Here is a 23,385-nt window from a genome sequence, read left to right on the forward strand (position 1 = left end):
CGTCCACGATCGCGGACGTGGCCGTGCGGCGTCTTGTACGTTCCTGACATGAGCACGGCCGCGTGGAAACCGGCGGTGGAAGGCATCAAGGAGGTCTTCCACGCGTCGTTCACCACGCACGTCTACCCGGCGCACACGCACGACGCCTGGACGTTGATGCTGCTCGACACCGGTGCCGTGCGGTACGAACTGGACCGTCACGAGCACGGCGCTCTCGTCGAAGGCGTCACGCTGTTGCCGCCGCACGTGCCGCACGACGGCCGTTCCGCGTTCCCGACCGGCTTCCACAAGCGCGTGCTGTACCTGGACGACTCGGTGCTGCCCGCCGGCCTGGTCGGCAAGGCCGTCGACACGCCGATGCTCGCCGATCCGCTGCTGCGGCAGCGCGTGCACCAGCTGCACCTCGCGCTGGACGAACCGCTCGAGGCGTCGAGCCGGCTCGCGCTGATCACCGAGCGCCTGGCGCACCACTTCGCGGGCACCACCCCGGCGGTCCACGCCGACCCGACGCTGGCCGACCGGTTGCGGCAGCTCCTGGACGCCTCGCTGCCCGGCGGGATGGCGTTGAACGACGCCGCCCGGGAGCTGCAGACGAGCCCGACGCACCTGGTGCGGGCGTTCAGCCGCCGGTTCGGCCTGCCGCCGCACCGCTACCTGACCGGGCGCCGCGTCGACCTCGCACGCGGGTACCTGGTCGAGGGGCGGTCCGCGGCGGAGGCGGCGGTGCTGGCCGGGTTCCACGACCAGTCACACCTGACGCGCCACTTCCGCCGTGTCCTGGGTACGAGCCCCGGCAGGTTCGTACGCTGACACCGTGCACGTCGGCATTCTCGGGCCCGTTGAGGCGCACTCCCCTGACGGCAGGATCGCGGTGGGCGGCCCCCGGCCGCGCACCCTGCTGGCCGCGCTGGCGATCCGGGCGGGCGACATCGTGCCGCTCGACCGGCTGACCGACGAGCTCTACGGCACCGCGCCGCCGTCCGACGCCGCGAACGCCCTGCAGGGCCAGGTCTCCCGGCTGCGCAGGGCGCTGGGCGACGCCTCGCTGATCGAGTTCCACCCCGCCGGCTACCTGCTGGCGCTGCCGGCCTCGCGGGTCGACGCCCACCGGTTCACCTCGCTCGCGGCGGAAGGCAGGCAGGCGCTGGAGCAGGGTGCCGCGCAGGCAGCGGAATCCCTTCTGTCGGAGGCACTTCGGCTGTGGCGCGGGCCCGCGCTCGCCGACGTCGCCCTGCCGGACCACGCGACCCGGCTGGAACAGGAACGCGCGGCGGCGTCGAGCTCGCTGGTCGCCGCGCGCGTCCGGCTCGGGAAGGCCGGCGTGCGGGAGGTCCAGGACCTGGTGGCGCAGCACCCGTTGGACGAACGGCTGCGCGGCTACCTGGTGCAGGTCCTGCACCAGCAGGGTCGCCAGGCCGAGGCGTTGCAGGCGTTCGAGGACGCGCGGGCGCTGCTGGCCGACGAGCTCGGCGCCGACCCGTCGCCCGAGCTGCGCGCCGTCCACCTGCGGGTGCTGCGCGGCCAGGCCCACCGCGAGCCGCCGGCCCAGCTGACCAGCTTCATCGGCAGGGAGGAGGAGCTGCGCCGCATCGCCTCGCTCTCCTCGCGGCTCGTCACCCTCACCGGGCCCGGCGGGGCGGGCAAGACGAGGCTGGCGCTCCAGGCCGCCGGTCCCGGCGCGATCTTCGTGGACCTGGCGCCCGCCAAGGACGTCGCGGCGGCGACGCTGCAGGCGCTGGGGCTCAAGGAGACCGCGCTGGAGCCGGAGGACCGCCTGACGCTGGCCCTGCGCGACCGCGACTCGTTGCTGGTGCTGGACAACTGCGAGCACCTGGTCGTGCAGGCGGCCCGGCTGGCGGGACACCTGCTCGGCACGTGCCCGTCCCTGCGCATCCTCGCCACGAGCCGGGAGGCGCTCGGCATCACCGGCGAGACGCTGTGCCCCGTGCCGCCGCTCGACCCCGAGCAGAGCGTGGCGCTGTTCACCGACCGCGCCCGCCTGGTCAACCCGGCGTTCGCGCCGGACCGGCACACCGCCGACATCTGCCGCGCGCTCGACGGCCTGCCGCTGGCGATCGAGCTGGCCGCCGCGCGCACGCGCACGTTGACCACCGAGGAGATCTCCCACCGGCTGAACGACCGCTTCCGGTTGCTCACCAAGGGGAACCGCGCCGCCGCACCCCGCCACCGGACGCTGCGCGCGGTCGTGGAGTGGAGCTGGGACCTGCTGTCGCCGGACGAGCGCGACCTGGCCGCGTGCCTCGCCACGTTCAGCGGCGGTGCCGCGCTCGACGCCGTCGAGGAGGTCTGCCGGCACGACGTCGAGGTGCTGGACGCGTTGGTGGACAAGTCGTTGGTGGAGGCCGCCGACGGCCGGTACCGGATGCTGGAGACCATCCGGGAGTTCTGCTCGGAGCACAGGCGCGTCGACGCCGAGCACGCCGCGTACTTCCACGACCTCGCCCGCCGCGCCGACCCCGAGCTGCGCCGGCAGGACCAGGTCCGGTGGTTCGCGCGGCTGAGCGCCGAGCACGCGAACCTGCTCCAGGCCGTCGAGTGGACCACGGCGCACGACCCGGAACGGGCGCTGCGCCTCGTCAGCGACCTCTCCTGGTACTGGTACGTGAAAGGCAGCCGGACGGAGGTGCAGGGCCTCGCACGGGCACTTCTCGACCGCGTGCCGGAGCAGTCCACGGAGGAGTACGCGGTCCTGCTGGCGCTCGCCGCCCCGGAACGCGTGCAGGCGAAGCTGCTCGAGCTGCGCGGCCCGATCCGGCAGCCGTTCGTGCTCGTCGCGTGGGCCATGCTCACCGGTCCGCCCGACCCGTCCGCCCCGCGCACGGCGTTGCAGGACGAGGTCGAGGGCAGCGAGGACCCGTGGATCCAGGGCCTCATCGGCTTCAGCAACGCCTACCTGGCCTGGGCGAGGAGCGGCGACCGCACGCGGGCGATCAGCGAGTCGCGCGCGGCGTTGCGCCGGTTCCGCGACATCGGCGAGCGCTGGGGATCGGCGCAGGTCCTCGACGTGCTGGCGACCCTCACCGAGGACCCGGTGGAGGCGCTCGCCCTGACCGACGAGGCCCTGCGCGTGGTCGGCGAGCTCGGCGCCAAGGAGGAGCTCGCCGAGCTGCGCGGGCGGCGCGCGGACCGGTTGCTCGACCTCGACCCCGGCCAGGCGGAGCGCGACTACCTCCTGGCCCTGGAGCTCGCCGCGGAGGCGGGCCTGTCCGCCACGCGTGCGCTCGCCCACACGGGCCTCGCGCGGATCGCCCACCGCGGGGGTGATCCGGCGCGGGCCGGGGCGTTGCTGCGCGAGGCACGGCGGGAGCTCGGGTTCGGGTGGATGCACGCCGCAGCCAAGCAGCAGGTGGACGAGGTGTTCAGCGAACTGGCAGGTACTCCGGGAGCTTGATCGCCGTGGCCGCCCGCAGGTCCGTCCGCGCGACCAGCGGGATCTTCGGCAGGAGGCGGAACATCCGGTCCCGCGCCCACATCCCGAGCCTGCTGCCCGGCGCGAGGAACGGCCCGGGATTGCCCTGGCAGCCCCGCGCGTACGGCCCGACCAGGGCCTCGTACCGGGCGAACGCGTCGCCGCCCGCCGCCATCTCCCCGGCCAGCACGTAGGCCGAGACGACCGCGAGCCCGGTTCCCATGCCGCCCAGGGTGGACCCGTAGCCCGCGTCGCCGATCAGCGTGACGCGGCCGGAGCTCACCGCCGGCATGCGGATCCGGCTGATCGAGTCGAAGTAGACGCCCGGCGCGATCAACGACTCCGGCATCATCTCCGGCGGCACCGGCGACCTGTACATGAGCCACCCCGGCGCCGCGAGGACTCCGGGTGAGCAGGTCAGGTCGCGGTCGTCGCCGTCGGCGTCCCAGATCGCGAAGTAGTAGCCGCCGAACTCCGGCCGGTACGAGGGGAAGACGAGCCGCCGCACGCCGGACCGCATGCCGTCGGCGCCGATCACGAAGTCGAACCGCCGCGGGCGCCCGTGCGCGAACGCCACGTCCACCCCGGCGCCGTCGTCGTGCAGCGACGTGATCCAGTCGCCGAACACGTACTCCGCGTCCGGGGCGCTCAGCTCGTACAGCAGCCGCGAGAGGTCGCCGCGGAGGATCTCGACGTCCCCCGCGGTGAACGACGCGGGCAGCCGTGAGCGCTCACGTCCGTCGACGCCGCGGAACACCATGTCGCGCGGCGTCGTCCGCGCGGCCATCACCGCGTCGAGAACACCCATCTTCTTCAGCACGGACAGGTGCGCCTCGCCGCGGAAGTCCACGGCCTGCCCACCGCTGCGCAGCGACGGCGCGCGTTCCACCACCGTCGGGGAGAAACCGTGCCGCGCCAGCCAGTGTGCGAGCGCGGGCCCGGCGACTCCCGCTCCCGAGATCAGTACGTCCATGACCGGGAGCCAACGCCGGGCCGCTGACCGAACGCCTACGAACCGCTGATGATCTTGAGCATCTGCGAGATCTGGCCCTGCCGGGTGGTGACCACCCGGTCGGCGTAGGCCGTCGTCTCCGGGTTCATGCCGTCCTTCTTCTCGGCCAGCGCCATTTCCACGCCGGCGCCCTGATGACCGGTCATCAGGTTGAGGAAGTTCATGTCGAACTCCGCGCCGCTCTTCTCCTTGGCCTCGTTGATGACCTTGTCGTCGAGCAGCGGCTGACCTCCGTGGGCGGCGTGCAGGCTCGCGCCGTCACCCTCCGGCTTGTCCCAGAGCTTCAGCCACGACTTGAGCATCGTGAGCTCCTCGCGCTGGGTCACGTCGATCGCGCCCGCGAGGTCCTTCGCCTCCTGACTGGTCGCCTTCGCGAGCCCCACCTGCGACAGGCTGATGCCGAGCTGCAGGTGGTCCACCATCATCTGCACGAACATCACGTCCGCGTCGTTGAACCTCGCACTGGCACCCGGAACGGGTGGTGCGGCGGAGGACGCGCCGTGCCCGTGGGCCTGCTGGCCCTCCGGCACGACGGCCTCTCCGCCGCACCCCGCCAGCGCCAGGACCGCGACCGCGATCACCAGGCGCTTCATCGGGTCAGATCTTCTCCCAGAGCGCCGCCACGTTCGGCGGCTCCCAGCCGGTCAGCGAGGTGTGCGCCTGCCGGCAGCGGTACGTCGAGCCGCCGTAGGTGACGGTCGAGCCGGCCGCGTAGGAGGTGTTCGCCGCCCACGTGCCGCCCGCGGGCGGCTGCTGCGTCGTCGTGGAGGTCGGCGGCGTGGTGGTCGTGGTGGGGCGGGTGGTCGTCGTGGTAGGCGGCGGGTTCGTGCCGCCACCACCGCTGATGTTGAGGTCGATGCACGAGTAGAACGCGTTCACCGTGTCGCCGATGTTCCAGATCGCGTAGAGCTTCTGGCGACCGGAGAACCCGCCGAGGTTGATCGTGTGCGTGGTCGGGTTGCTGGGCTGCGCGTTGTTGCCGGACACGTAGCCGACGCGCGTGCCGTTGATGAAGTACTCGTAGTCGCGCGTGACGTGCCGGGCGGTGAAGGTCCAGGTCAGCGTCAGGGAGCTGCCGGTGTTGTGGACCTTCCACGGGAGGCCGTCGTTGTCGAGCTCGCGGAACGCGCTGTTGGCACCGCTGCAGTTCATCAGGCCCTTGGGGCCCTCGGCGCTCTGCGGCTCGTACCTGGCTTGGCCGCAGGAGTTGCCGAGCGCGCCCTGGGCGCACTGCGCCGCACGGCTGGCCGGTGACGACACGTAGCCGTGCGCACTGGCGGTGCCGACCGGCGTGATGAAGACGATGGCAGGGACAGCGGCCAGGACGAGCGCCGCTTTACGCATGATTTTCATTCGTCCGAACTCCTTGGATCGTTCCCAAACGGGGTGACCCGTAGGCAGGGGGCGGGAACCGGGAGCGCTTCTGATCGCTCACCGATCCAGTTTCGGTCAGTGGTCCAGACCATAAACCGGCTTTCGGAAAGTGGTCAAGCGATCACGTCCGCGACCTCGAACCCGTTCCGCGGCAACAGGTCCACTCACGCCAGTGGTCCTGCCCTGCACCATTCGGGCTACCGCGACAAGCCGATCAGCCCACCGGTAGGAACGCGCGAACGTGGGTATCCCCTACCCATGCGCGATTTCGACGAGCCCAGCAGGACATCAGGCCCCGGCGTGGTAGCCGACGGACCCGCGGGTGCGCCCACGGTACTCGTGATCGATCCAGCAGGAGAGGCTCCCCACAACGAGATCCCGGCGACCTGGCGGGACCTGACCGGCGAGCTGCGCGTGGTGTGGCTGCGCGTTCCCGCCGCCCCGACCTGGAAGTCCACAGTGGACACGGTCCTGAGCAGGCACCGCGACTCCCGCACCGTGCTCGACGTGGTGTCGAGCGGTCCGCTGGCGGCCGACGTGGTCGACCTCGTGAACCAGCACGAAGACCTCGTGCGCTCGGTCCTGCTGGTCGACCCGGAGGTCGACCCGACCGAACCGTTCGTGCGGGTCATCGCCCGGACCAACGACGACGACCACACGCAGGCCCCGCTCCCGCTGGGCCACCCCGACGTCGTGGCGGGTGTCCTCAAAGCACTGGACGACCTGCGCTGATCCGCTGAGAACCGAAAACCCCTCAGGTTCTGGATCTTTCGCTGAACCGGACAGATCGGCCACCCGTATCCCTCGGCAGGGAACCGAGACGGGAGGCTTCATGCGAGCGCGTCTGCTCATCATCGCGCTGGGGCTGCTGGCGCTGGCGGGCTGTTCACCGGCCGGCGGCAGCAGCACCGGCGAACCGGCGGCCAACGAGGCGGACGCGACGTTCTCGTTGCGCATGATCCCCCACCACCGCCAGACGATCGAGATCGCCGAGGTCGCGACGCAGAAGTCCAAGGACCCGTTCGTGGTCGACGTGGCCGACAAGATCGCCAGGGCCGAAGCGGGCGAGATCGAGCAGATGGCCACCTACCTGCGCAGCTGGAACATCCAGGTTCCCGGCGACGACGCCGGCGCCACCCACAAGATGGCGGGCATGATGACCGCCAAGGACGTCGAGGCCCTCAAGGCGGCCACCGGCAAGCAGTACGACGACCTCTTCCTCGCGACCCTCTCCCGCCACCTGCGCAGCGGCGTCGACATGGCGAAGGACGCGCAGGCGAAGGGCGAGCACATCGGCTCGAAGGCGCTGGCGGGCAAGATCATCGTGTCGCAGACCGAGGTCCTGGAGCAGATCAGCGCCAAGCGGAAGTCCTGACACCGGAACAACGACCAGCCGCCCGGCCGGAAAAGCAGGCGGCACCTCGTCCCGCCCAGCCCTACGCTCCACCGCATGTACCCCGGAGTGGAGCCCTACGCCCGAGGCCACCTCCCCGTAGGCGACGGCCAGCACGTCCACTGGGAAGCCAGCGGCAACCCGAACGGCAAGCCCGCGGTCGTCTTCCACGGCGGCCCGGGCTCCGGCTCGAACCCCCGCTGGCGGGAGGACTTCGACCCGTCCCACTGGAACCTCGTCCTGTGGGACCAGCGAGGCAGCGGCAGGAGCACCCCACCGGCCTCGGACCCGCGGACCGGCATGGAGCACAACACCACCCAGCACCTGGTCGACGACGCCGAGAAGCTGCGGGAGCACCTCGGCATCGACAGGTGGCTGCTGATCGGCGGCTCCTGGGGCTCCACCCTCGTCCTCGCCTACGCCATCCAGCACCCCGAGCGCGTCAGCGAGATCATCATCCCGGCGGTGACCACCTCCCGCCCCGAGGAGCACGCGTGGATCACCCGCGGCCTCGGCATGTTCTTCCCGGACCACTTCGAGGCCTTCCGCGACGGCGTGCCCGAACAGGACCGCGACGGCAACCTCGCGCTCGCCTACAACAGGTTGCTGAACTCGCCGGACGCGGAGGTGCGCGAGAAGGCCGCGTGGGACTGGAGCAAGTGGGACCTGGCCACGATCACCGGCGGGGACAACGACTTCACCGGCACGCGGTACGAGGACCCGGTGATGCGCTACCAGCTCGCGCGGACCGTCAGCCACTACTGGGGCAACGAGGCGTTCCTCGAGCCCGATCACATCTTCGACAACCTCCACCGGCTGGAAGGCATCCCGGGGATCCTCATCCACGGCCGCAACGACCTCGGTGGGCCGCTGCACACGGCGTGGGAGGTCGCGAAGAGGTGGCCCGACGCCGAACTGGTCATCCTGAACGACGCCGGGCACGTCATCATGGAGGGCAACAGCATGGACCGGGCCATCACCGCCGCCGTCGAGAAGTTCCGCTAGGGCGCGACGGGTCCGGGCCGGTGGTAGAGGTCCTCACCGGCCCACCTGATGCGGTCCGCGAAGCCGAAACCGGGTGCCGCCACGAAGTTCGAGGCGTCGTCCACGGAACCGGACCCGTCGTAGCGGGCGCGCAACGGGTACGGGAACACCGGTCGTGTGCGGACGACGTTGCCGTCGTCGTCACGGCCGACGGCGAGGATGCGGGACGGTGCGGTGCCTCCCTCCACCCACGACACCAGGGCGGCGAACGGGTCGAAGTCGGTGAGGGTGTCGCCGCCGCCGCAGTGCCACATCGACGGCACGACGAAAAGCCTTGCCCAGTCCGGGTTCCCGCCGCCGGTCAGGCGCTGCCAGTAGTCGAGCGTGCCCTCGAACGGGATGCCCTGGTCGCCCGCGCCGTGCCAGAGGACCAGCTTGCCGCCGGAACGCCGGAACCGGCTCAGGTCGAGCGAGAGCGAGTTCGCCTTCACGGTTTCCGGGACCAGGCGGCGGAACTCGCGCAGCGTGAACTCGAACGACTCCAGCGACGAGTGCGGGCGGCCGATCGGGTAGACGAGGTGCTTCAGCCCGTTGTCGGCCAGTTCGGGCGCGATCCCCCTGCCGAGGCCCGGCGTCGGGTTCAGCCAGAACGTCCACGACCGCTCGGAGCCGTAGGCCTGGCCGCCGGGGTAGAGCCGCACCCCGCCGTCGGACGGGCCCGCGTACAGGTTGCGGACGCGGGCGATCTCGTCGTCGGTCAGCTGACCGGCCAGCGTGCCGACGTCGAACCCGCACAGGCGCGGGTCGTCGATCTGGCCGTCCACCAGGCCGTCCGAGCCGTCGCAGGCCTTCATCACCGCGTCGTGCAGCACGAAGATCTTGTCGTTCGGGATGGTGTTGCGCGCGATCCACGCCTGGTAGCCGATCAGCGCCGTGTAGTAGGCCCCCGGCGCCGCCGCGACGATGCCGTCGAAGTCGTCCGGGTAGCGCTGGGCGAGCAGCAGGCCCTCGCGGCCGCCGTTGGAGCAGCCGGTGAAGTAGGACCGGGCCGGCGCCTTGCCGTAGAACACCGAGATGATGTGCTTGGACACCTTCGACAACGCGTGTGGCGCGCGGAAGAAGTAGTCGTCACGTGCTTTCTGGTCGTTGACGGCCCACCTGGTGTCGAACGGGTCCTCGGGCGAGACCTGGTGGCCGTCGTCGGTCGCCGCGACGGCCGCGTCGCCGAAAGCCGGTCCGCACCCGGCCGGGAAGGCCGGATCACCGATGACCCCGCAGAAACCGCCACACCCGTACTGCACGTAACGCCCCCGGTACCCGCGGGTCGGCAGCTTCAGCTGGAAGCCGATGCCCGGCGCGATCGTGCCGCGCACGTCGCAGAACTCGGGCGTACCGGCCACGACAGCGGCCGACGTGACCGTGGTGCGGGCGTCCGGTACGTCGAACGAACGCACCAGGTCCGCGCACGATCGCACCGGACGAGGGCCTGGGCTCGCCGTGGCAGGAGAAATGCCCGCGGCGACGGTCGTCAGAACGACGAGGAACATCAACAACTTGCGCGACATGTGGAGCGTCCTTCCCCCTGTAGCAGGACGTGCAGGGGAAGTGTTCCAGCTGTCCGGCGTGCACGCGTGGGCGTCGGGTCGGATCCTCCTCAGCCGAGCGGATGATCTCGCGTACGACCGGAGGGGTATCGCCGCGACCGGAGAGCAGGGTGGTCAGGGCCGGAACTCGGCCGGGAACCCCGCTTCCTGAACGGACAACCCGGATGGGCGGAGCATTCCGATGCTGCCCCGGGTGTGCAGGTCGAGGAACATGTCCACGACGTCCGGGTCGAACTGTTCGCCCCGGCCTGACCAGAGTTCGCGCCTGGCGCGGTTCTCGTCCAGCGCTGTCTGGTGTGGACGGTTCGACCGCATCGCCGCCCACGCCACGCAGACGGACAGGATCCTCGCTTCGGCGCGGATGTCGGCGCCGCGCAGGCCGTCCGGGTACCCGGTGCCGTCGTAGCGCTCGTGCTGCTGCCTGATCACGTGGGCCACGCCCGCGAACCCCGGCACCATCCGCGCCAGCCGGTAGCCGAAGTCGGGGTGCTGGCGCAGCAGCCGCCACTCCTCTTCGGACAGTGCGCCCGGCTTGGTCAGCACCACCTCGGGAATGATGATCTTGCCGATGTCGTGGAGGCGGCCCGCGAGCTGAGCGACCCTGATCGTCGGCGCGTCGAGCCCGAACTCCCCCGCGGCCACCCCGGCCCAGCGCGACACCGACCGGCTGTGGTCGTAGCGGTGCAGCCACCCGTCCACCCGGTCCGCGACCTGGCAGAGGAACTCGGCCATCGCGCCGTCGGTGTCCGGGTCGACCGCCGGCAGCGGTTCCGGCCCGACCGCGATCCTGTTGCGGCCCGCCGCCTTCGCCGCGTACAGGGCGCGGTCCGCGATCACCACGATGTCGTCGGGGCCGTCGCCGTGCGTCGGGAAGCTCGCCGAGCCGACCGACACAGTGACCGACAGCGGGATGTCGTCGTTGCCCGCGTTGACCGGGATCGGCTTCTCCGCCACGCGCTCGCGCAGCCGGTTCGCGATCACCGACAGCCTGCCGGGACCGGCGTCCGGGACGAGCAGCGCGAACTCCTCGCCGCCGTAGCGCGCGAGCACCTCCCCGGACCGCGACGCGGCGCGCAGCCGTGCCGCGACCTCCATCAGCACGTCGTCGCCCGCGGGGTGGCCGTAGTTGTCGTTGATCGACTTGAAGCGGTCGACGTCGATGATGAACACCGCGACGGACCCGTCGTTGCGCCGCGCCCGCGAGATCTCCAGCGGCAGCTGCGCCTCGAAGAACCTCCGGGTGTGCAACCCGGTGAGGCTGTCGGTGATCGCGAGCTTGCGCTGGTCCGCCACGAGACCCGCGAGCCGGGCGATGATCAGCAGCGACAGCAGCGCGCTGCCCGCGGCGATCACCAGGACGTCCTGCGACGACTGGCCGACGTCGTGGACCAGCATCAGCACCGGGGCGGCGAGGGCGGCCGAGGACAGGGCGACGATCCGGCCGCGGCTCAGGCCGACGTCCTTGACGTGCGCGCGGTCGCCGAGCCGCGACATCGTGGGGTGCAGCGCCGCCGCGCCGATGCACAGGTTCGCCGACAGCCAGATGGCGTCGAGGAAGTTGCCCGCGTGGTAGCTGCCGTCGAGGCGCTGCAGGACGTAGAGCGTGTCCGCGGTGAGGATGCCCAGCAGGTTGCACGTCAGCAGCACGAACGCGCGGGGCCGCGGGCCGGCGCCGAAGATCAGGCGCAGCGCCACCACGAACAGCGCGAGGTCCATCATCGGGTAGCCCAGCGACGCGATCTTCACCAGCACCGGCGACGTGGTCCGCGCCTGCGGGCCGATGACGTAGAGCCAGGACGCCATTCCGGCGACGACCGCGAGCACGGCGGCGTCGAGCAGGCTCGGCAGGTCGAGGCCCGGCGTGCGGCGGCGGATCAGCAGGATCACGCCCGCGACCATCAGCGGGTAATGGCCCAGGTAGAAGATGTCCGCGTAGGACGGGTAAACCGTGTACCGGAAGATGTAGTGCGACGCGTAGAACGTCAGGTCGGCGATCGCGTAAACGACCTGGCTGAGTGCGAGGAACACCCATGGCCGCCGCCATTGGGGGCGGTTGCGCTTGACACCGGCGAAAGTCGCGATCGCGGCGGACGCGCTGATCGTGCAGTAGAGCGCCACCCGCACCGATTGCCCCGTCGTTCCCGCGGGGCTGACCGGAATCAGGTAGTAGAGGCCCAGCAGCAGGTGACCTGCCACCAGGTACATCCACCACGCTCCGGTCCGGCCGGCACGGAAGACGGTCACACGAGACCCCTCGTTCTACGACTTTGGTCGAGCCACGTGATGATGCCCGACTCGGGATGATCGCGGCACCGGCGTTACTCCAATGAGGTGACCCACGATTACTGACGTTACCGCAAATCCCGGTTCTGCTTTTCACCACTGCGACGACGTTGATCTCGCGTGTCGCCGATCGGTACCCGCTCTGGTCCCCCGGTCGATTTTGGCACGACTTTTCGCTGTTGGAAGGTGGATTCGCACACGTTCCGCGACGGACAATTCCCGACTGCCCGGTCAGTCGGTTGCTTCCGTGCGGCCTCGGTCGTCCGGTGCCCGGAAGCACGCGGACCGGGTGTGCCGATTGCTCGGCACACCCGGTCCGCGTGCTGGGGCGGTCGACCCCGCGCAGGGCTGGATCAGCCCGGGGTCAGCCGCAGTGCTCGAAAGGGCTGGTGTAGCTGGAGGAACCGACCATGCCACCCCACTTGACGCACTTGCCGGGCGCCTTCTTCTTCACGGGGCCCGCGTAGTAGCCGTACTCGTCGCGGTCGGTCGTGCGGGCCTCGCCCTGGACCTCGAGGAACGCACCGACGTCCGAGGCGGTGCCGATCTTGGTGGTCTTGATCGCGACGACGCAGTTGTAGCCGTTGGACGCGTTGTAGAGCAGCGAGACGCGGGCACCGGTGACGTTGGCGCCGTCGACCACCTTGTAGCCGTCACCGCACGCCTCTTCGGGGGTGTACGGGTTGGTGGTGCCACCGCCACCGCACTTGTTGTTCGACTTGTAGCTCTTGGTGCCGTAGTACAGGACCGTCGTCCCCGAGAACTTGATCTTCTGCGGCGTCCCGTTCAGCAGCTGCTCGAAGTGCAGGTGGGCGCCGGTCGAGCCGCCGGTGTTGCCGACGTTGCCGATGGTCTGGCCCTGCGAGACGCTCTGGCCGACCGACACCTTCTGCGCGGACAGGTGGGCGTAGCGCGTGGTCCAGCCGCCGCCGTGGTCGATCTCGACCCAGCGGCCGTAGCTCGTGCTGCCCTCGTTGCGGACCTTGCTGACCTTGCCGGACGCCGACGCCACGACCGCGTCGCCCTCGTCCGCGCTGCGGTTCAGGTCGATCGCGAGCTGCGGGCTGTGGCCGGTGCGGGTCTGGCCCGACCAGGTCTGCCCGCACGGGAAGGGCAGCTCGAAGTCGGTGGCGGCGCCGGCCTGCGGAGCACCGAGCACCAGCACCCCCAGACCGATCGCGAGACCGGCGGCCCCGGAGATCATCCTCTTGACGTTCATGGTCTTCCCCTCGTCATCCGAAACGGTTCTGCGGCGTGGGCCTGAGACGGCCGGACGGTGATGCAGCCGGTCGAGCCGCGCTCCCCCATGGCGCCGACACTGCCGGTGTGCGCTCACAGCGACCTGACAGCTACACCCCGTCAGCTGTCAGCGAGGTGTCAGAACCACAGCCCAGCGCTGTTCGCGGCGCCGCTGCCCCTTGAGGAGGCACTGGGCACGGCGGCCGGGCGGGGCGGCTCGACCGGCGCTTCCCGCTTACTGTCCGATGTGGACCGAAGCGCGCGTTTCAGGGCAGGTCGGCGGACAGGTCGTGGACGTCAGCGATCGGTGCGCGATCGGTCAGCGGCACCCGCCATCGTGGCCGCATGACGTGGTTGCGCAAGCCCTGGGTGGGCCCGTTGGCGTTCGTGGTGCTGGCTTTCGTGGCGTTCTCGCTGCCGCCCTACCTGACCGGCGACCGCCTGCAGGCGCGCGTGCAGTCGGACTGGGGGCCGCACTACCCCCTGCTCGTGGTGCACGTCGTCTGCTCGTCCATCGCCATCCTCACGTGCGTGGTGCAGATCTGGCCCTGGTTCCGCAGCCGCTTCCCCGCGTTGCACCGCCGGATCGGCCGGGTCTACGTCTTCGCCGGCGTGTTGCCCGGTGGCGTCTCCGGTCTGGTCATCGGCTGGATGACCCCGTTCGGCCCCGTGGCCCAGGTGAGCAACGTGCTGCTGGCGGTGCTGTGGCTGGTCTTCACGTGGCTGGCGTGGCGCGCGGCCCGGCAGCGGCAGTTCCGCGACCACCGCAAGTGGATGATCCGCAGCTTCGTGCTGACCGTCTCGATCATCACGAACCGGATCTGGGGCGTGGTCGCGTTCCTGCTGTTCGCGGACCGCGTGCCGGAGGCGGACCTGCCGGCCACGATCGGCGGGATCTCGACCTGGGCGGGGTGGACCGTGCCGTTGCTGGTCTCGCAGTGGTGGCTGGAGCGCAAGCCCCGGCGGCGGCGCGCGGTGGTGGAGCGGCGGGAGGTGGCCGGCGTGTGATCCGGCGGGCTGACAAGGGGTTGCGCGGCGGCTACGGTCGGTTCGCATGAGGCTGCTGCTCGCTGTGCTGATGATGGTCGTCCTCGCCCCGGTCGCGTCCGCCGCGCCGGCCACCCCGACCGCGAAGTGCGAGTTCGTCCCGACGCCGGAGAACCCGGCCGCCCGCCCCGTCCAGCCGCCGAGGTCCGTGGTGCCCGCGCGGGGAACCGTGAAGGTCACCATCGTGACGAACTACGGCGTTGTCGTCGCGGACCTCGACCGCGCCAACGCGCCGTGCGGTGTCGAGAACTTCGCCCACCTGGCGCGGAGCTGGTTCTACACGATGACGCAGTGCTGGCGCCTGACCGACACCACGCGCCTGGGCGTGCTGCAGTGCGGTGACATCTACCGCGCCGAGGAGGGCGGGCCGGGCTACCGGTTCGCGGACGAGGTGACCGGGCGGGAGACCTACCCGCGCGGCACCATCGCGTACGGCAACCAGGGACCGGGCACGAACGGCAGCGAGTTCTTCATCGTGCACTCGTTCGCCAACATCAAGCCCGTCTACACCGTGATGGGCCACGTGACCTACGGCATGGACACGCTCGACCGGATCGTGAAGGCCGGGATCGTGCCGCAGCCCGACGGCCTGCTCGACGGCGCCCCCAGGAAGCCGGTGAGGATCCTGCACGTCCTCGCTGGTTAGTGTGTGGCCGTGCGAAAGATCCTGGTCATCGGTATCGGCGCGGGCAACCCCGACCACCTGACGGTGCAGGCCGTCAAGGCGTTGCAGACGGTCGACGTGTACTTCGTGCTGGACAAGGGTTCCGTGAAGCAGGAGCTCGTCGACCTGCGGGCGTCGATCCTGAAGGCGCACGTGACCCGGCCGTACCGCTGGGTCGAGGGCCGCGACCCGGACCGCGACCGCACCCCCGCCGACTACACCGCGACCATCGACGCGTGGCGCCGGGCGCGCGCGGACGTGTGCCTGGAGCTGCTGTCGGAACTGGGCGAGGACGAGGTCGGGGCGTTCCTGGTGTGGGGCGACCCGTCCCTGTACGACTCGACGCTGGCGATCCTCGACGACCTGCTGGCCCGCGGCGAGTCGTTCGAGGTGGAGGTCGTCCCGGGCGTTACGTCGGTCGCGGCACTGACGGCCGGGCACCGGGTGGCGCTGAACCGGGTCGGCAAGCCGGTGCAGATCACGACCGGTCGCCGGCTCGCCGAGGGCTGGCCGGGCGGCGTGGACGACGTGGCCGTGATGCTGGACGCCTCGTACTCGTTCGAGGGCGTGGACCCCGACACGTGGATCTACTGGGGCGCCTACCTCGGGATGCCCGACGAGATCCTGGTGTCGGGCCGGGTCGGGGACGTGGCGGCGGAGATCCGTTCGGTGCGCGAGGAAGCCCGTGCGCGCAAAGGCTGGATCATGGACACCTACCTGCTGCGCAGGCCCTGACCGCTACTCCGCGATCAGCCGCTCGACGGAGCGGACGACGAGGTCCCTCGACGCGTTCGGCGTGCTGAACGCGAGGATCGACATGTGCACGACCAGGTCGAGCAGGTCCGTGGCGTTGAAAGCCGCGGTGATCGTGCCTTCCATCTGGGCCTGGGCGATGGCCTCGACCTTGTGCCGGTGCGCCTGGGCCTCCGGCTCCGGGATCGTGTCGAAGCCGTTCTCCAGGCGGTGGTACGCCACGAGCCTGAGCAGCCTCGGCTCCTCCTGGTAGGCGTCGAACAACCGGCCCGCGTAGCCCGGCAGGTCGTCCGGCGTGATCGGCACGGATTGGACGAGGTGGCCGATCTGGATCGTCAGCAACTGGTCGAACAGCCCCTCCTTGCTGCCGAAGTAGGCGTAGATCATCGCCTTGTTGCAGCCCGCCTTGGCCGCGATGCGGTCGACGCGCGCGCCGGCGATGCCGTACTCGGCGAACTCGTCGAGCGCCGCTTCCAGCAGCTTGGCCTTGGTCGCTTCCCTGTCCCTCACCACACCCGCCAGCTTAACCAACCGGTTGGTCAACACAACTAACCAGTTGGTTGACATGCTGGCGCGGACGTGGTTGCCTGAAGCTGTCAACCAAACAGTTAGTTGATCCGACTGGCTGGCTGGCGGGTCCAACCGAACGGTCAGTTGGCTCAACCGGGCGGTTGGTCGGACCGGCCGACCGGTCAGTCAGGAGTGGGCATGAAGGTCGCACTGGTCACGGGTGCTTCGTCGGGGATCGGCGAGGCCACGGCGCAGGAGTTGCAGAAGGCCGGCTACACCGTCTACGCGGCGGCGCGCCGGGTGCAGCGGATGCAGGGGCTCGCCGCGAAGGGCGTCCGGGTGCTCGAGATGGACGTCACCGACGACGGGTCGATGACCGAGGGTGTCAAGAAGATCATCGCCGAGACCGGGCGCATCGACGTGCTCGTCAACAACGCGGGCTACGGGTCGTACGGCGCCGTCGAGGACGTGCCGCTGGACGAGGCCCGGTACCAGTTCGAGGTCAACGTGTTCGGGCTCGCGAGGCTGGTGCAGCTGGTGTCGCCGCACATGCGGGAGGCAGGCCGCGGGCGGATCATCAACGTCTCCTCGATCGGCGGGCGGATCTACGAGCCGCTCGGCGCCTGGTACCACTCGACGAAGTTCGCGGTCGAGGGGTTGAGCGACTCGCTGCGCCTCGAGCTGAAGCCGTTCGGGGTCGACGTCGTGGTGATCCAGCCCGGCGGCATCAAGACCGAGTGGGGCGGGATCGCCGTCGAGAACCTCGCGAAGACCTCCGGCGGCGGCGCGTACGCGGGGCAGGTCAAGCAGCTGGCGGGGTTCTTCTCGCAGATGGAGCGCGCCAGTGAGCCCAAGGTCATCGCGGACGTCATCGTGAAGGCCGCCGAGGCGAGGAGGCCGCGGACGCGGTACGCGGCGGGGTTCGGGGCGCGGCCGGTCCTGTTCGCGCGCAGGGTGCTGTCCGACCGGGCGTTCGACGCGCTGTTCCTCGGGGCGCTGCGCCGGTTCGCCTAACCCCTGTTCCTCCTGTCTGGCCAGGTACCTTCGGTTCAGAACCACCGAGGGGAGTCGTGTGCACGAGGGGCTGTCGCCGGAGGCCGAGCAGTTGTACCTGGCGATGTTGCGCGGAGCCGACGTGGGGCTCGGCGCCGCGCACGCGGAGCTCGAACGGCTCGGTCTGGTCAGGAACAACGAGGTGCGCCCACCGCGGTCGGCGCTGGCCGCGATCGCGTCGAGCCACGAGGCCGCGGCCGCCAGGGCGCGGGAGACCGCCGAGGTCCTGGCCGCCGCCTACGCCGAGCACGGGGCGAAGGAGGTCGACTTCGTCGAGGTCCTCAAGGACGCGGGCGAGGTGATCAGCGCGTTCGAGGAGATGCAGAGCCAGGCGAAGACGGAGGTCCGGGCGCTCGACCCCGGCTCGTACCTCAGCCCGCAGCCCGAGGCGAGTCCCGCGCAGCCGCCCGCGCTGGCCCGCGGCGTCGCGTACCGGGTCGTCTACGAGTCGGCGTTGCTGCAGACCGAGCGGGGGTTCGCGTCGGTGCAGGAGAGCATCGCCGTGGGCGAGCAGGCGCGGACGTTCCCCGGGGTGCCGCTCAAGCTCGTCATCGCCGACTCGGACCGGGCGCTGATCGCGGTGCCGACGGTCAAGGGCGGCAACGTCGTGGCACTGCTCATTCACCCGTCCGTGCTACTGAGTGCGCTCAGCGAGCTGTTCGAGGCGTTCTGGCGGATGGCCGTGTCGATCACGCCGAGCACCGGCGAGGACACCCAGCAGGAGCCGACGACCGCGACCCGGCGGTTGATGGCACTGCTCAGCGCCGGTCTGACGGACGAGTCGATCGCGCGCGAGCTCGGCGTGAGCGACCGGACGGTGCACCGCAGGGTGAGCCGCCTGCAGCAGCTGCTGGGGGCCCAGACCCGGTTCCAGCTCGGCGTGCAGGCGTCACGACGTGGTTGGCTCTAGTCACCGTCAGCAATTGAGACACTGATCTTCATCACTCTGCGAACACTTTCGGTGACAGTTTTCAGACATGGCGACTTTCCGCCATCACCCAGGAGTGTTAAACGGCGGCTTTTCCCTTTCTCCTCTGTTGCAAGCGCGGCCTCTCTCGGCCGTGCGGGGGCAGGAAGGGATCCACCGTGAGGAAGTTCGTCAGAGGCGGCATCGCCGCGGTCACAGGGGCGCTGGTCGCGTCGAGCATCGTGCTCACGCCGGCCGCGGGTGCGGCCGCCGCCGGGCAGGACCCGGACACGCAGAAGCTCGCGGGCGCGCTCGCCACCCAGAAGGTGACCTGGGAGGAGTGCACCTTCCCCGGCGTCGACCCCGCGACCGTCGCGAAGTTCAAGACCGTCAAGGGCCTCGCCTGCGCGACCATCCAGGTCCCGCGCGACTGGCACAACCCGGCGGACGGCAACACGATCGGCATCCGGGTCTCCAAGACCGAGACCGCGCACAAGGGCACCAGCCGCCAGGGCATCGCGCTGGTCAACCCCGGCGGTCCCGGCGGCTCCGGCCTGCCGTGGGGCGCTGCCATGGCCCTGCGCACCCCGGTGCTCGCGGGCCAGTACGACTTCATCGGCTTCGACCCGCGCGGTGTCGGCCTGTCCACGCCGCTCACCTGCAGCTACACCGTGCCGAACAGCACCGACGTCAACGTGCTGAACAAGGCCAAGGTCGACGGCTGCCTCGAGAACCCGCTGACCCAGTTCATCACCACCGAGCAGACCGCCTACGACATGGACTTCATCCGCGTCGTGCTCGGTGAGAAGAAGATGAGCTACATCGGCTACTCCTACGGCACGTGGCTCGGCACCTGGTACGCCGCCACGTTCCCGAGCAAGGCGCACCGCTTCCTGCTCGACTCGGCCGTCGACGCCTCGCAGTCGACCCTCGAGAACACCTGGGACCTGCAGCCGCGCACCCGCGACCGCCAGTTCCAGGAGGCGCTGCTGCCGTTCATGGCGCGCAACGACGCCAAGTACGGCCAGGGCACCGACCCGATGGAGATCCGCCGCAACTGGGAGAAGGCCGGCGGCACCCGCGAGTTCGTCGGGCAGCTCTTCGTCGCGTGGTTCGTGATCCCGGCGATGTACGACACCTCGCAGTACCACGCGGCGGCGTCCGCGGTCGCCTCGGTGATCGACGCGGCCGGCAGCGAGGGCACCGCCTCGGAGAAGGTCGAGCAGATCGTCTCGAAGATGCTCGCGACGCCGGGCCTCACCGACGAGAACAAGGCGTTCATCGCCAAGGCCAAGGGCAACGCGCTGGCCGCCATCGCCAAGAAGGATCGCGTCGCGGTGAAGTCCACGACCGCCGCCGCCGAGGTCGAGACCTGGGACGCGACGTTCGAGGCGATCCGCTGCCAGGACGGTCAGTGGAACCAGAACCTGCACTACTGGAACTACTGGCTGGCCGACCTGACCGTGAACGCGCCGTTCATCGCGCCGTTCATGTCCACGCCGCTGTGCGCCTACTGGCCGGCCAAGACCTCGATGCCGAAGGCGGACAAGAAGACGTTCCCGCGTCTGCTCGTCGCACAGGCCGAGCTCGACGCCGCCACGGCGTACGAGGGCGGTCTGGCCACGGCGAAGGCTCTGCCGAACGCCAAGCTGATCAGCGTCGACAACGAAGGCACGCACGGCCTGTTCCCGTACAACACGGACTGCGTCGACGACCCGATCGTCTTCTACTTCCAGACCGGTGCGACGCCACGCAAGCAGTTCACCGGCTGCCAGGCGCTCCCGCTTCCCGGTGAGGACAAGACGTTCGACGTCGGCGGCAAGCTCACCAACGGCAAGGTGAAGATCAAGATGATCACGCCCGCCGTCAAGGAGGCCAACAAGATCGTCAAGGACCTGCTGAGCGGTTCCTCGACGGCGGCGGCCGACGAGTCGGGCATGCCGGCCAACCTGTAACAACCCCTCGAAGCTGCGGCCCCCCGGCACGGTGTGCCGGGGGGCCGCTTCCACTTCCTAGCGCTGCCACCACTTCTTGCGGACGACGTCGACGACCACGCAGGTGATGTTGTCCGGACCGCCGTTGCCGTTGGCGAGCGCGACCAGCCGCCAGGCGGCTTCCGTTCCGTCCTCAGTGGACAGCAGGACGTCGTGGACCTCCTCCAGGTCCGCGTAGTCCGTGAGGCCGTCGCTGCAGATCAGGTAGCGGTCCTCGACCTTGGCCTGGTGCCACGACAGGTCCGGCTCGTGGGAGTTGCCGGACTGCAGCGCTCTCAGGACGTACGCGCGGCGCGGGTGGTTCGCCGCCTCCTCGGGCGTCATGCGGCCGGCGTCGACCAGGGCCTGCACCATCGTGTGGTCGTGGGAGAGCTGGCGCAGTTCGCCTTCCCTGAGCACGTACGCGCGGGAGTCGCCGATGTGCGCCAACTGGAAGGCGAGGCCCTCCCAGCGCATCGCGGTGAGCGTGGTGCCGGCGCCCTGGGGCGTCTCGGCGTCGAGCCTGCGCGCGATCTCCGCCACCGCGGTGCCGAGGTCGCCCCGCCAGTCGGCGAGGACGTTCACCGCGAGCGCGCTGGCCACCTCGCCGTGCTCGTGGCCGCCCATGCCGTCCGCCACGGCCTGCAGGTCCTGGCGGACGTAGACCGAGTCCTCGTTGTGCTCGCGAACGAGCCCAGGATCGGTCGCCACGGCGATGCGCAGCTCGTGTGTCATGTCTCCAGTAGATCAGTTGTGAAGTGACTTCACAAGCAATACGGTTGTGAACATGGATGAGACGGTCAACGCCGGTGACATAGCGCGCCTCGCCGACGTGGGGCGGGCGGCCGTGTCGAACTGGCGGCGGCGGTTCGAGGACTTCCCGGCGCCGGTGGGCGGGACGGCCTCCAGTCCGTTGTACCTGCTGCGCGACGTGGAGTCGTGGCTGCGGCGCAACGGCAAGCCGTTCCGCGTCTCCCCCGCCGAACGCCTGTGGACGCAGCTGCGCACCGTCGACGACCTGCGGCTCGGCGAGGCACTGGCGGCGGTCGACTGCGACGCCGAGACCTTCGAGTTCCTGCACGAGCGCTACCTGGAGGCCCACTCGCGGCTGCTGAACCCGACTCCACCCGAGGTCGTCGACGTCGTCCTCGCCGCGACCGACGGCGACACGGTGATCGACCCCGCCTGCGGCACCGGGGGCATCCTGAAGGCCTCCGGGGCGCGGACCAAGATCGGCCAGGAGCTCGACCCCGTGTCGGCGGCCATCGCGCGGCGCCGGCTGCCGTCCGCGCAGATCCACACCGGGGACTCGTTGCGGCACAACGGGGTCCGGGAGAAGGCGGACGCCGTCGTGTGCGATCCGCCGTGGCACGACCGGGCGTGGGGCCACGAGGAGCTGGTGGGCGACGCGCGCTGGACGTACGGCCTGCCGCCGCGCGGTGAGCCGGAGCTGGCGTGGTTGCAGCACTGCCTGTCGCTCGCCAAACCCGGCGGTCTCGTCGCGGTGCTGATGCCGTCGGCCGCCGCGTCCCGCCGGCCGGGCAAGCGGATCCGCGGCAACCTCCTGCGCGCCGGAGCCGTGCGCGCCGTGATGACCGTGCAACCGGGCCGCGACCTGTGGCTGCTGCGCAACCCGGTCGGCCGCGCCCCCGACCACATCGCGCTGCTGGAAGCGCCCGGCCCGATCGACCCGAACACGCGGGTGCTCGACCTGCTCGACGACGACGTCGACCTGAGCCCGTCGCGCCGCAGCGGCACCGACGTGTCCGCGTACCTCGCCGCGCAACCGGCGTTCGCCCTGCCCGCCCTTCCCGAGCTGCGCGCTTCGGCCTCCGTGCCGATGACCACGATCGGCGAACTCGTGCGCGCGTCTCCCGGCGAGCACGTCGTCACGTCCCCGACCGGCGCGACGTACGAGATCAACCCGCGCAAGGTCGACCCGGACTTCCTGGAGGGCGTCCTGCGCGCCGCGTTCGCCCGCACCCCCACCGGCTCGACCCGCCTCGACGTGCGCCGGACACAGGTCCCGTCGCTGCCGCTCGAGGAGCAACGTCGCTACGGCGAGGCGTTCGCGCAGCTCAAGGCCCTGGAGGCCGGTGTGGAAGACGCCGCCACCCTGGTTCGTTTGGGCTACAATGGACTGCTGAGCGGACAGATCAGGCCGACGTGAGCAGGCCGGATTCACCCGATCGAGATGTCCTGAAACGCTGTTACCGTCGTCTCGCGTACGAGGAAGCGCGCGTGGCCAGCGAACAGGTCGTGGCGGTTAGGCTTCCGGCGTGCTGATCGCCGACCGCTACGAGATCGACGACCTGCCGCTGGGGCGGGGTGGCATGGGCTCCGTCCACAAGGGCCGGGACCTGCGCCTGGACCGGCGGGTCGCGGTCAAGCTGCTGCGGCTGCCGGGCAGCGACGACGAGGTGCGCCAGCGCTTCGCGCGGGAAGCGAGGATCGTCGCCAAGCTCGAGCACCCCGGAGTGCCGGTCCTGCACGACTTCGGGACGTACGAGCAGCGCCTGTTCCAGGTCATGCAGTTCGTCGACGGCGTGACGGTCGCCGACCTCGTCGGCGAGTTCGGCCCGCTGCCCCAGGCGTGGGCCGCGAACATCGCCGCCCAGACCGCCGCGGTCCTCGCCGCCGCGCACGAACGCGGCATCTGCCACCGCGACCTCAAGCCCACCAACCTGATGCTGTGCCCGGACGGCGCCGTGAAGGTGCTCGACTTCGGCCTCGCCCTGCTGCGCGAGAGCGACGTCGCACCGTTCAGCCGCGCCGGCCAGATCCTCGGCACCCCGTCGTACATGGCGCCGGAGCAGATCCAGCGCGGCGTCGCCGAGCCGCGCAGCGACCTGTACGCCTTGGGGTGCGTGCTGCACGAGATGGTGACGGGCGAGCAACTCTTCACCGGACCCACGGCGTACGCGGTGTTCGACAAGCACGTCAAGGAGGCGCCGCCGCGGGTGCCGGGTGCGCTCGACCCGGTGCTGCAACGGTTGCTGGCCAAGGACCCCGGTGACCGGCCGGCGACGGCGCTCGAGGTTTTCGGGGACCTGCAAGGGTTCGCGCAGGATCCGCCGCCGTTGCCCGGGTTCGTGGGGGACGGGTCGGCGGTGGCGATGTACGCGAGTGTGCAGCGGGGGCGGCGGTTCGGCGAGGTGT

At 70.5% G+C, this 23,385-nt stretch carries 21 protein-coding genes; 13 read left to right on the plus strand and 8 right to left on the minus strand.

From position 1 onward, the window contains the following. The first annotated feature begins 48 nt into the window (after window positions 1-48). Both L6E10_RS03395 and L6E10_RS03400 read left to right on the plus strand, forming a co-directional pair. A complete protein-coding gene (locus L6E10_RS03395; protein ID WP_236216676.1) occupies window positions 49-810 on the plus strand; it encodes an AraC family transcriptional regulator in 762 nt (253 codons plus the stop codon). A 4-nt stretch (window positions 811-814) separates the two neighbouring features. Next, window positions 815-3,412, plus strand: coding sequence for a BTAD domain-containing putative transcriptional regulator (locus tag L6E10_RS03400; RefSeq protein ID WP_236216678.1), 2,598 nt, complete (start codon window positions 815-817; stop codon window positions 3,410-3,412). Here L6E10_RS03400 and L6E10_RS03405 read toward each other — a convergent pair. The 3 genes from L6E10_RS03405 to L6E10_RS03415 are packed head-to-tail and all read right to left on the minus strand — an operon-like array spanning window position 3,381 to window position 5,795. Then, complete coding sequence (locus tag L6E10_RS03405; RefSeq protein WP_236216679.1) at window positions 3,381-4,403, minus strand: FAD-dependent monooxygenase; 1,023 nt, start codon at window positions 4,401-4,403, stop codon at window positions 3,381-3,383. The genes L6E10_RS03400 and L6E10_RS03405 overlap by 32 nt on opposite strands. A gap of 35 nt (window positions 4,404-4,438) precedes the next feature. Then, a complete protein-coding gene (locus L6E10_RS03410; RefSeq protein ID WP_090095095.1) occupies window positions 4,439-5,035 on the minus strand; it encodes a DUF305 domain-containing protein in 597 nt (198 codons plus the stop codon). 4 nt (window positions 5,036-5,039) lie between these two features. After that, window positions 5,040-5,795: a lytic polysaccharide monooxygenase gene (locus L6E10_RS03415; protein ID WP_236216680.1), complete on the minus strand. Its 756-nt coding sequence runs from the start codon at window positions 5,793-5,795 to the stop codon at window positions 5,040-5,042. Window positions 5,796-6,155: 360 nt separating this feature from the next. On the opposite strand from L6E10_RS03415, the gene L6E10_RS03420 reads away from it, so the two are divergent. The 3 genes from L6E10_RS03420 (at window position 6,156) to pip (ending at window position 8,214) form a co-directional block, all read left to right on the plus strand. After that, a complete protein-coding gene (locus tag L6E10_RS03420; RefSeq protein WP_236216681.1) occupies window positions 6,156-6,548 on the plus strand; it encodes a hypothetical protein in 393 nt (130 codons plus the stop codon). A gap of 100 nt (window positions 6,549-6,648) precedes the next feature. After that, entirely contained in the window at window positions 6,649-7,191 is a 543-nt protein-coding gene (locus L6E10_RS03425) for a DUF305 domain-containing protein (protein WP_236216682.1), read from the plus strand. Window positions 7,192-7,266: 75 nt separating this feature from the next. Beyond that, window positions 7,267-8,214, plus strand: a complete 948-nt coding sequence (pip, locus tag L6E10_RS03430; protein WP_236216684.1) for a prolyl aminopeptidase — start codon at window positions 7,267-7,269, stop codon at window positions 8,212-8,214. Here pip and L6E10_RS03435 read toward each other — a convergent pair. The 3 genes from L6E10_RS03435 to L6E10_RS03445 form a co-directional block, all read right to left on the minus strand. Next, window positions 8,211-9,758 carry a tannase/feruloyl esterase family alpha/beta hydrolase gene (locus L6E10_RS03435; RefSeq protein ID WP_236216687.1) on the minus strand — a complete coding sequence of 516 codons (1,548 nt, stop codon included), beginning with the start codon at window positions 9,756-9,758 and terminating at the stop codon, window positions 8,211-8,213. The genes pip and L6E10_RS03435 overlap by 4 nt on opposite strands. Before the next feature lie 153 nt (window positions 9,759-9,911). Further along, window positions 9,912-12,041 (minus strand): diguanylate cyclase, encoded by a 2,130-nt coding sequence (locus L6E10_RS03440; protein ID WP_236216689.1) that lies wholly within the window; start codon window positions 12,039-12,041, stop codon window positions 9,912-9,914. A gap of 403 nt (window positions 12,042-12,444) precedes the next feature. Then, window positions 12,445-13,299, minus strand: a complete 855-nt coding sequence (locus L6E10_RS03445) for a M23 family metallopeptidase (protein WP_236216691.1) — start codon at window positions 13,297-13,299, stop codon at window positions 12,445-12,447. A 365-nt stretch (window positions 13,300-13,664) separates the two neighbouring features. On the opposite strand from L6E10_RS03445, the gene L6E10_RS03450 reads away from it, so the two are divergent. Genes L6E10_RS03450 through cobF form a run of 3 tightly spaced genes read left to right on the plus strand, consistent with a single transcriptional unit; the run spans window position 13,665 to window position 15,765 of the window. After that, complete coding sequence (locus tag L6E10_RS03450) at window positions 13,665-14,327, plus strand: DUF2306 domain-containing protein (RefSeq protein WP_236216693.1); 663 nt, start codon at window positions 13,665-13,667, stop codon at window positions 14,325-14,327. Between the two features lie 46 nt (window positions 14,328-14,373). Continuing rightward, window positions 14,374-15,012, plus strand: coding sequence for a peptidylprolyl isomerase (locus L6E10_RS03455; protein WP_236216696.1), 639 nt, complete (start codon window positions 14,374-14,376; stop codon window positions 15,010-15,012). Window positions 15,013-15,021: 9 nt separating this feature from the next. Next, window positions 15,022-15,765, plus strand: coding sequence for a precorrin-6A synthase (deacetylating) (cobF, locus tag L6E10_RS03460; protein ID WP_236216698.1), 744 nt, complete (start codon window positions 15,022-15,024; stop codon window positions 15,763-15,765). 3 nt (window positions 15,766-15,768) lie between these two features. Here the strand turns inward: cobF and L6E10_RS03465 are convergent, their stop codons facing one another. After that, a complete protein-coding gene (locus L6E10_RS03465; RefSeq protein ID WP_236216700.1) occupies window positions 15,769-16,293 on the minus strand; it encodes a TetR family transcriptional regulator in 525 nt (174 codons plus the stop codon). 198 nt (window positions 16,294-16,491) lie between these two features. On the opposite strand from L6E10_RS03465, the gene L6E10_RS03470 reads away from it, so the two are divergent. The 3 genes from L6E10_RS03470 (at window position 16,492) to L6E10_RS03480 (ending at window position 20,208) form a co-directional block, all read left to right on the plus strand. Then, a complete protein-coding gene (locus tag L6E10_RS03470; RefSeq protein WP_236216702.1) occupies window positions 16,492-17,307 on the plus strand; it encodes an oxidoreductase in 816 nt (271 codons plus the stop codon). 58 nt (window positions 17,308-17,365) lie between these two features. Further along, a complete protein-coding gene (locus L6E10_RS03475) occupies window positions 17,366-18,256 on the plus strand; it encodes a helix-turn-helix domain-containing protein (protein WP_236216704.1) in 891 nt (296 codons plus the stop codon). 176 nt (window positions 18,257-18,432) lie between these two features. After that, on the plus strand, window positions 18,433-20,208 hold the full coding sequence (locus L6E10_RS03480; RefSeq protein ID WP_236216706.1) for an alpha/beta hydrolase: 1,776 nt from the start codon (window positions 18,433-18,435) through the stop codon (window positions 20,206-20,208). A gap of 57 nt (window positions 20,209-20,265) precedes the next feature. Here L6E10_RS03480 and L6E10_RS03485 read toward each other — a convergent pair whose 3' ends face one another. Further along, entirely contained in the window at window positions 20,266-20,961 is a 696-nt protein-coding gene (locus tag L6E10_RS03485) for a PP2C family serine/threonine-protein phosphatase (RefSeq protein ID WP_236216708.1), read from the minus strand. A gap of 52 nt (window positions 20,962-21,013) precedes the next feature. Here L6E10_RS03485 and L6E10_RS03490 point away from each other — a divergent pair, with 52 nt between their 5' ends. Both L6E10_RS03490 and L6E10_RS03495 read left to right on the plus strand, forming a co-directional pair. Continuing rightward, window positions 21,014-22,396: an N-6 DNA methylase gene (locus L6E10_RS03490; RefSeq protein WP_236216710.1), complete on the plus strand. Its 1,383-nt coding sequence runs from the start codon at window positions 21,014-21,016 to the stop codon at window positions 22,394-22,396. Between the two features lie 109 nt (window positions 22,397-22,505). Continuing rightward, the coding region (locus L6E10_RS03495; protein ID WP_236216712.1) for a serine/threonine-protein kinase at window positions 22,506-23,385 on the plus strand (880 nt) is incomplete at its 3' end.

It is taken from the genome of Lentzea sp. CC55 (assembly GCF_021056325.1).
GTDB classification, from domain to species: Bacteria; Actinomycetota; Actinomycetes; order Mycobacteriales; family Pseudonocardiaceae; genus Lentzea; species Lentzea jiangxiensis.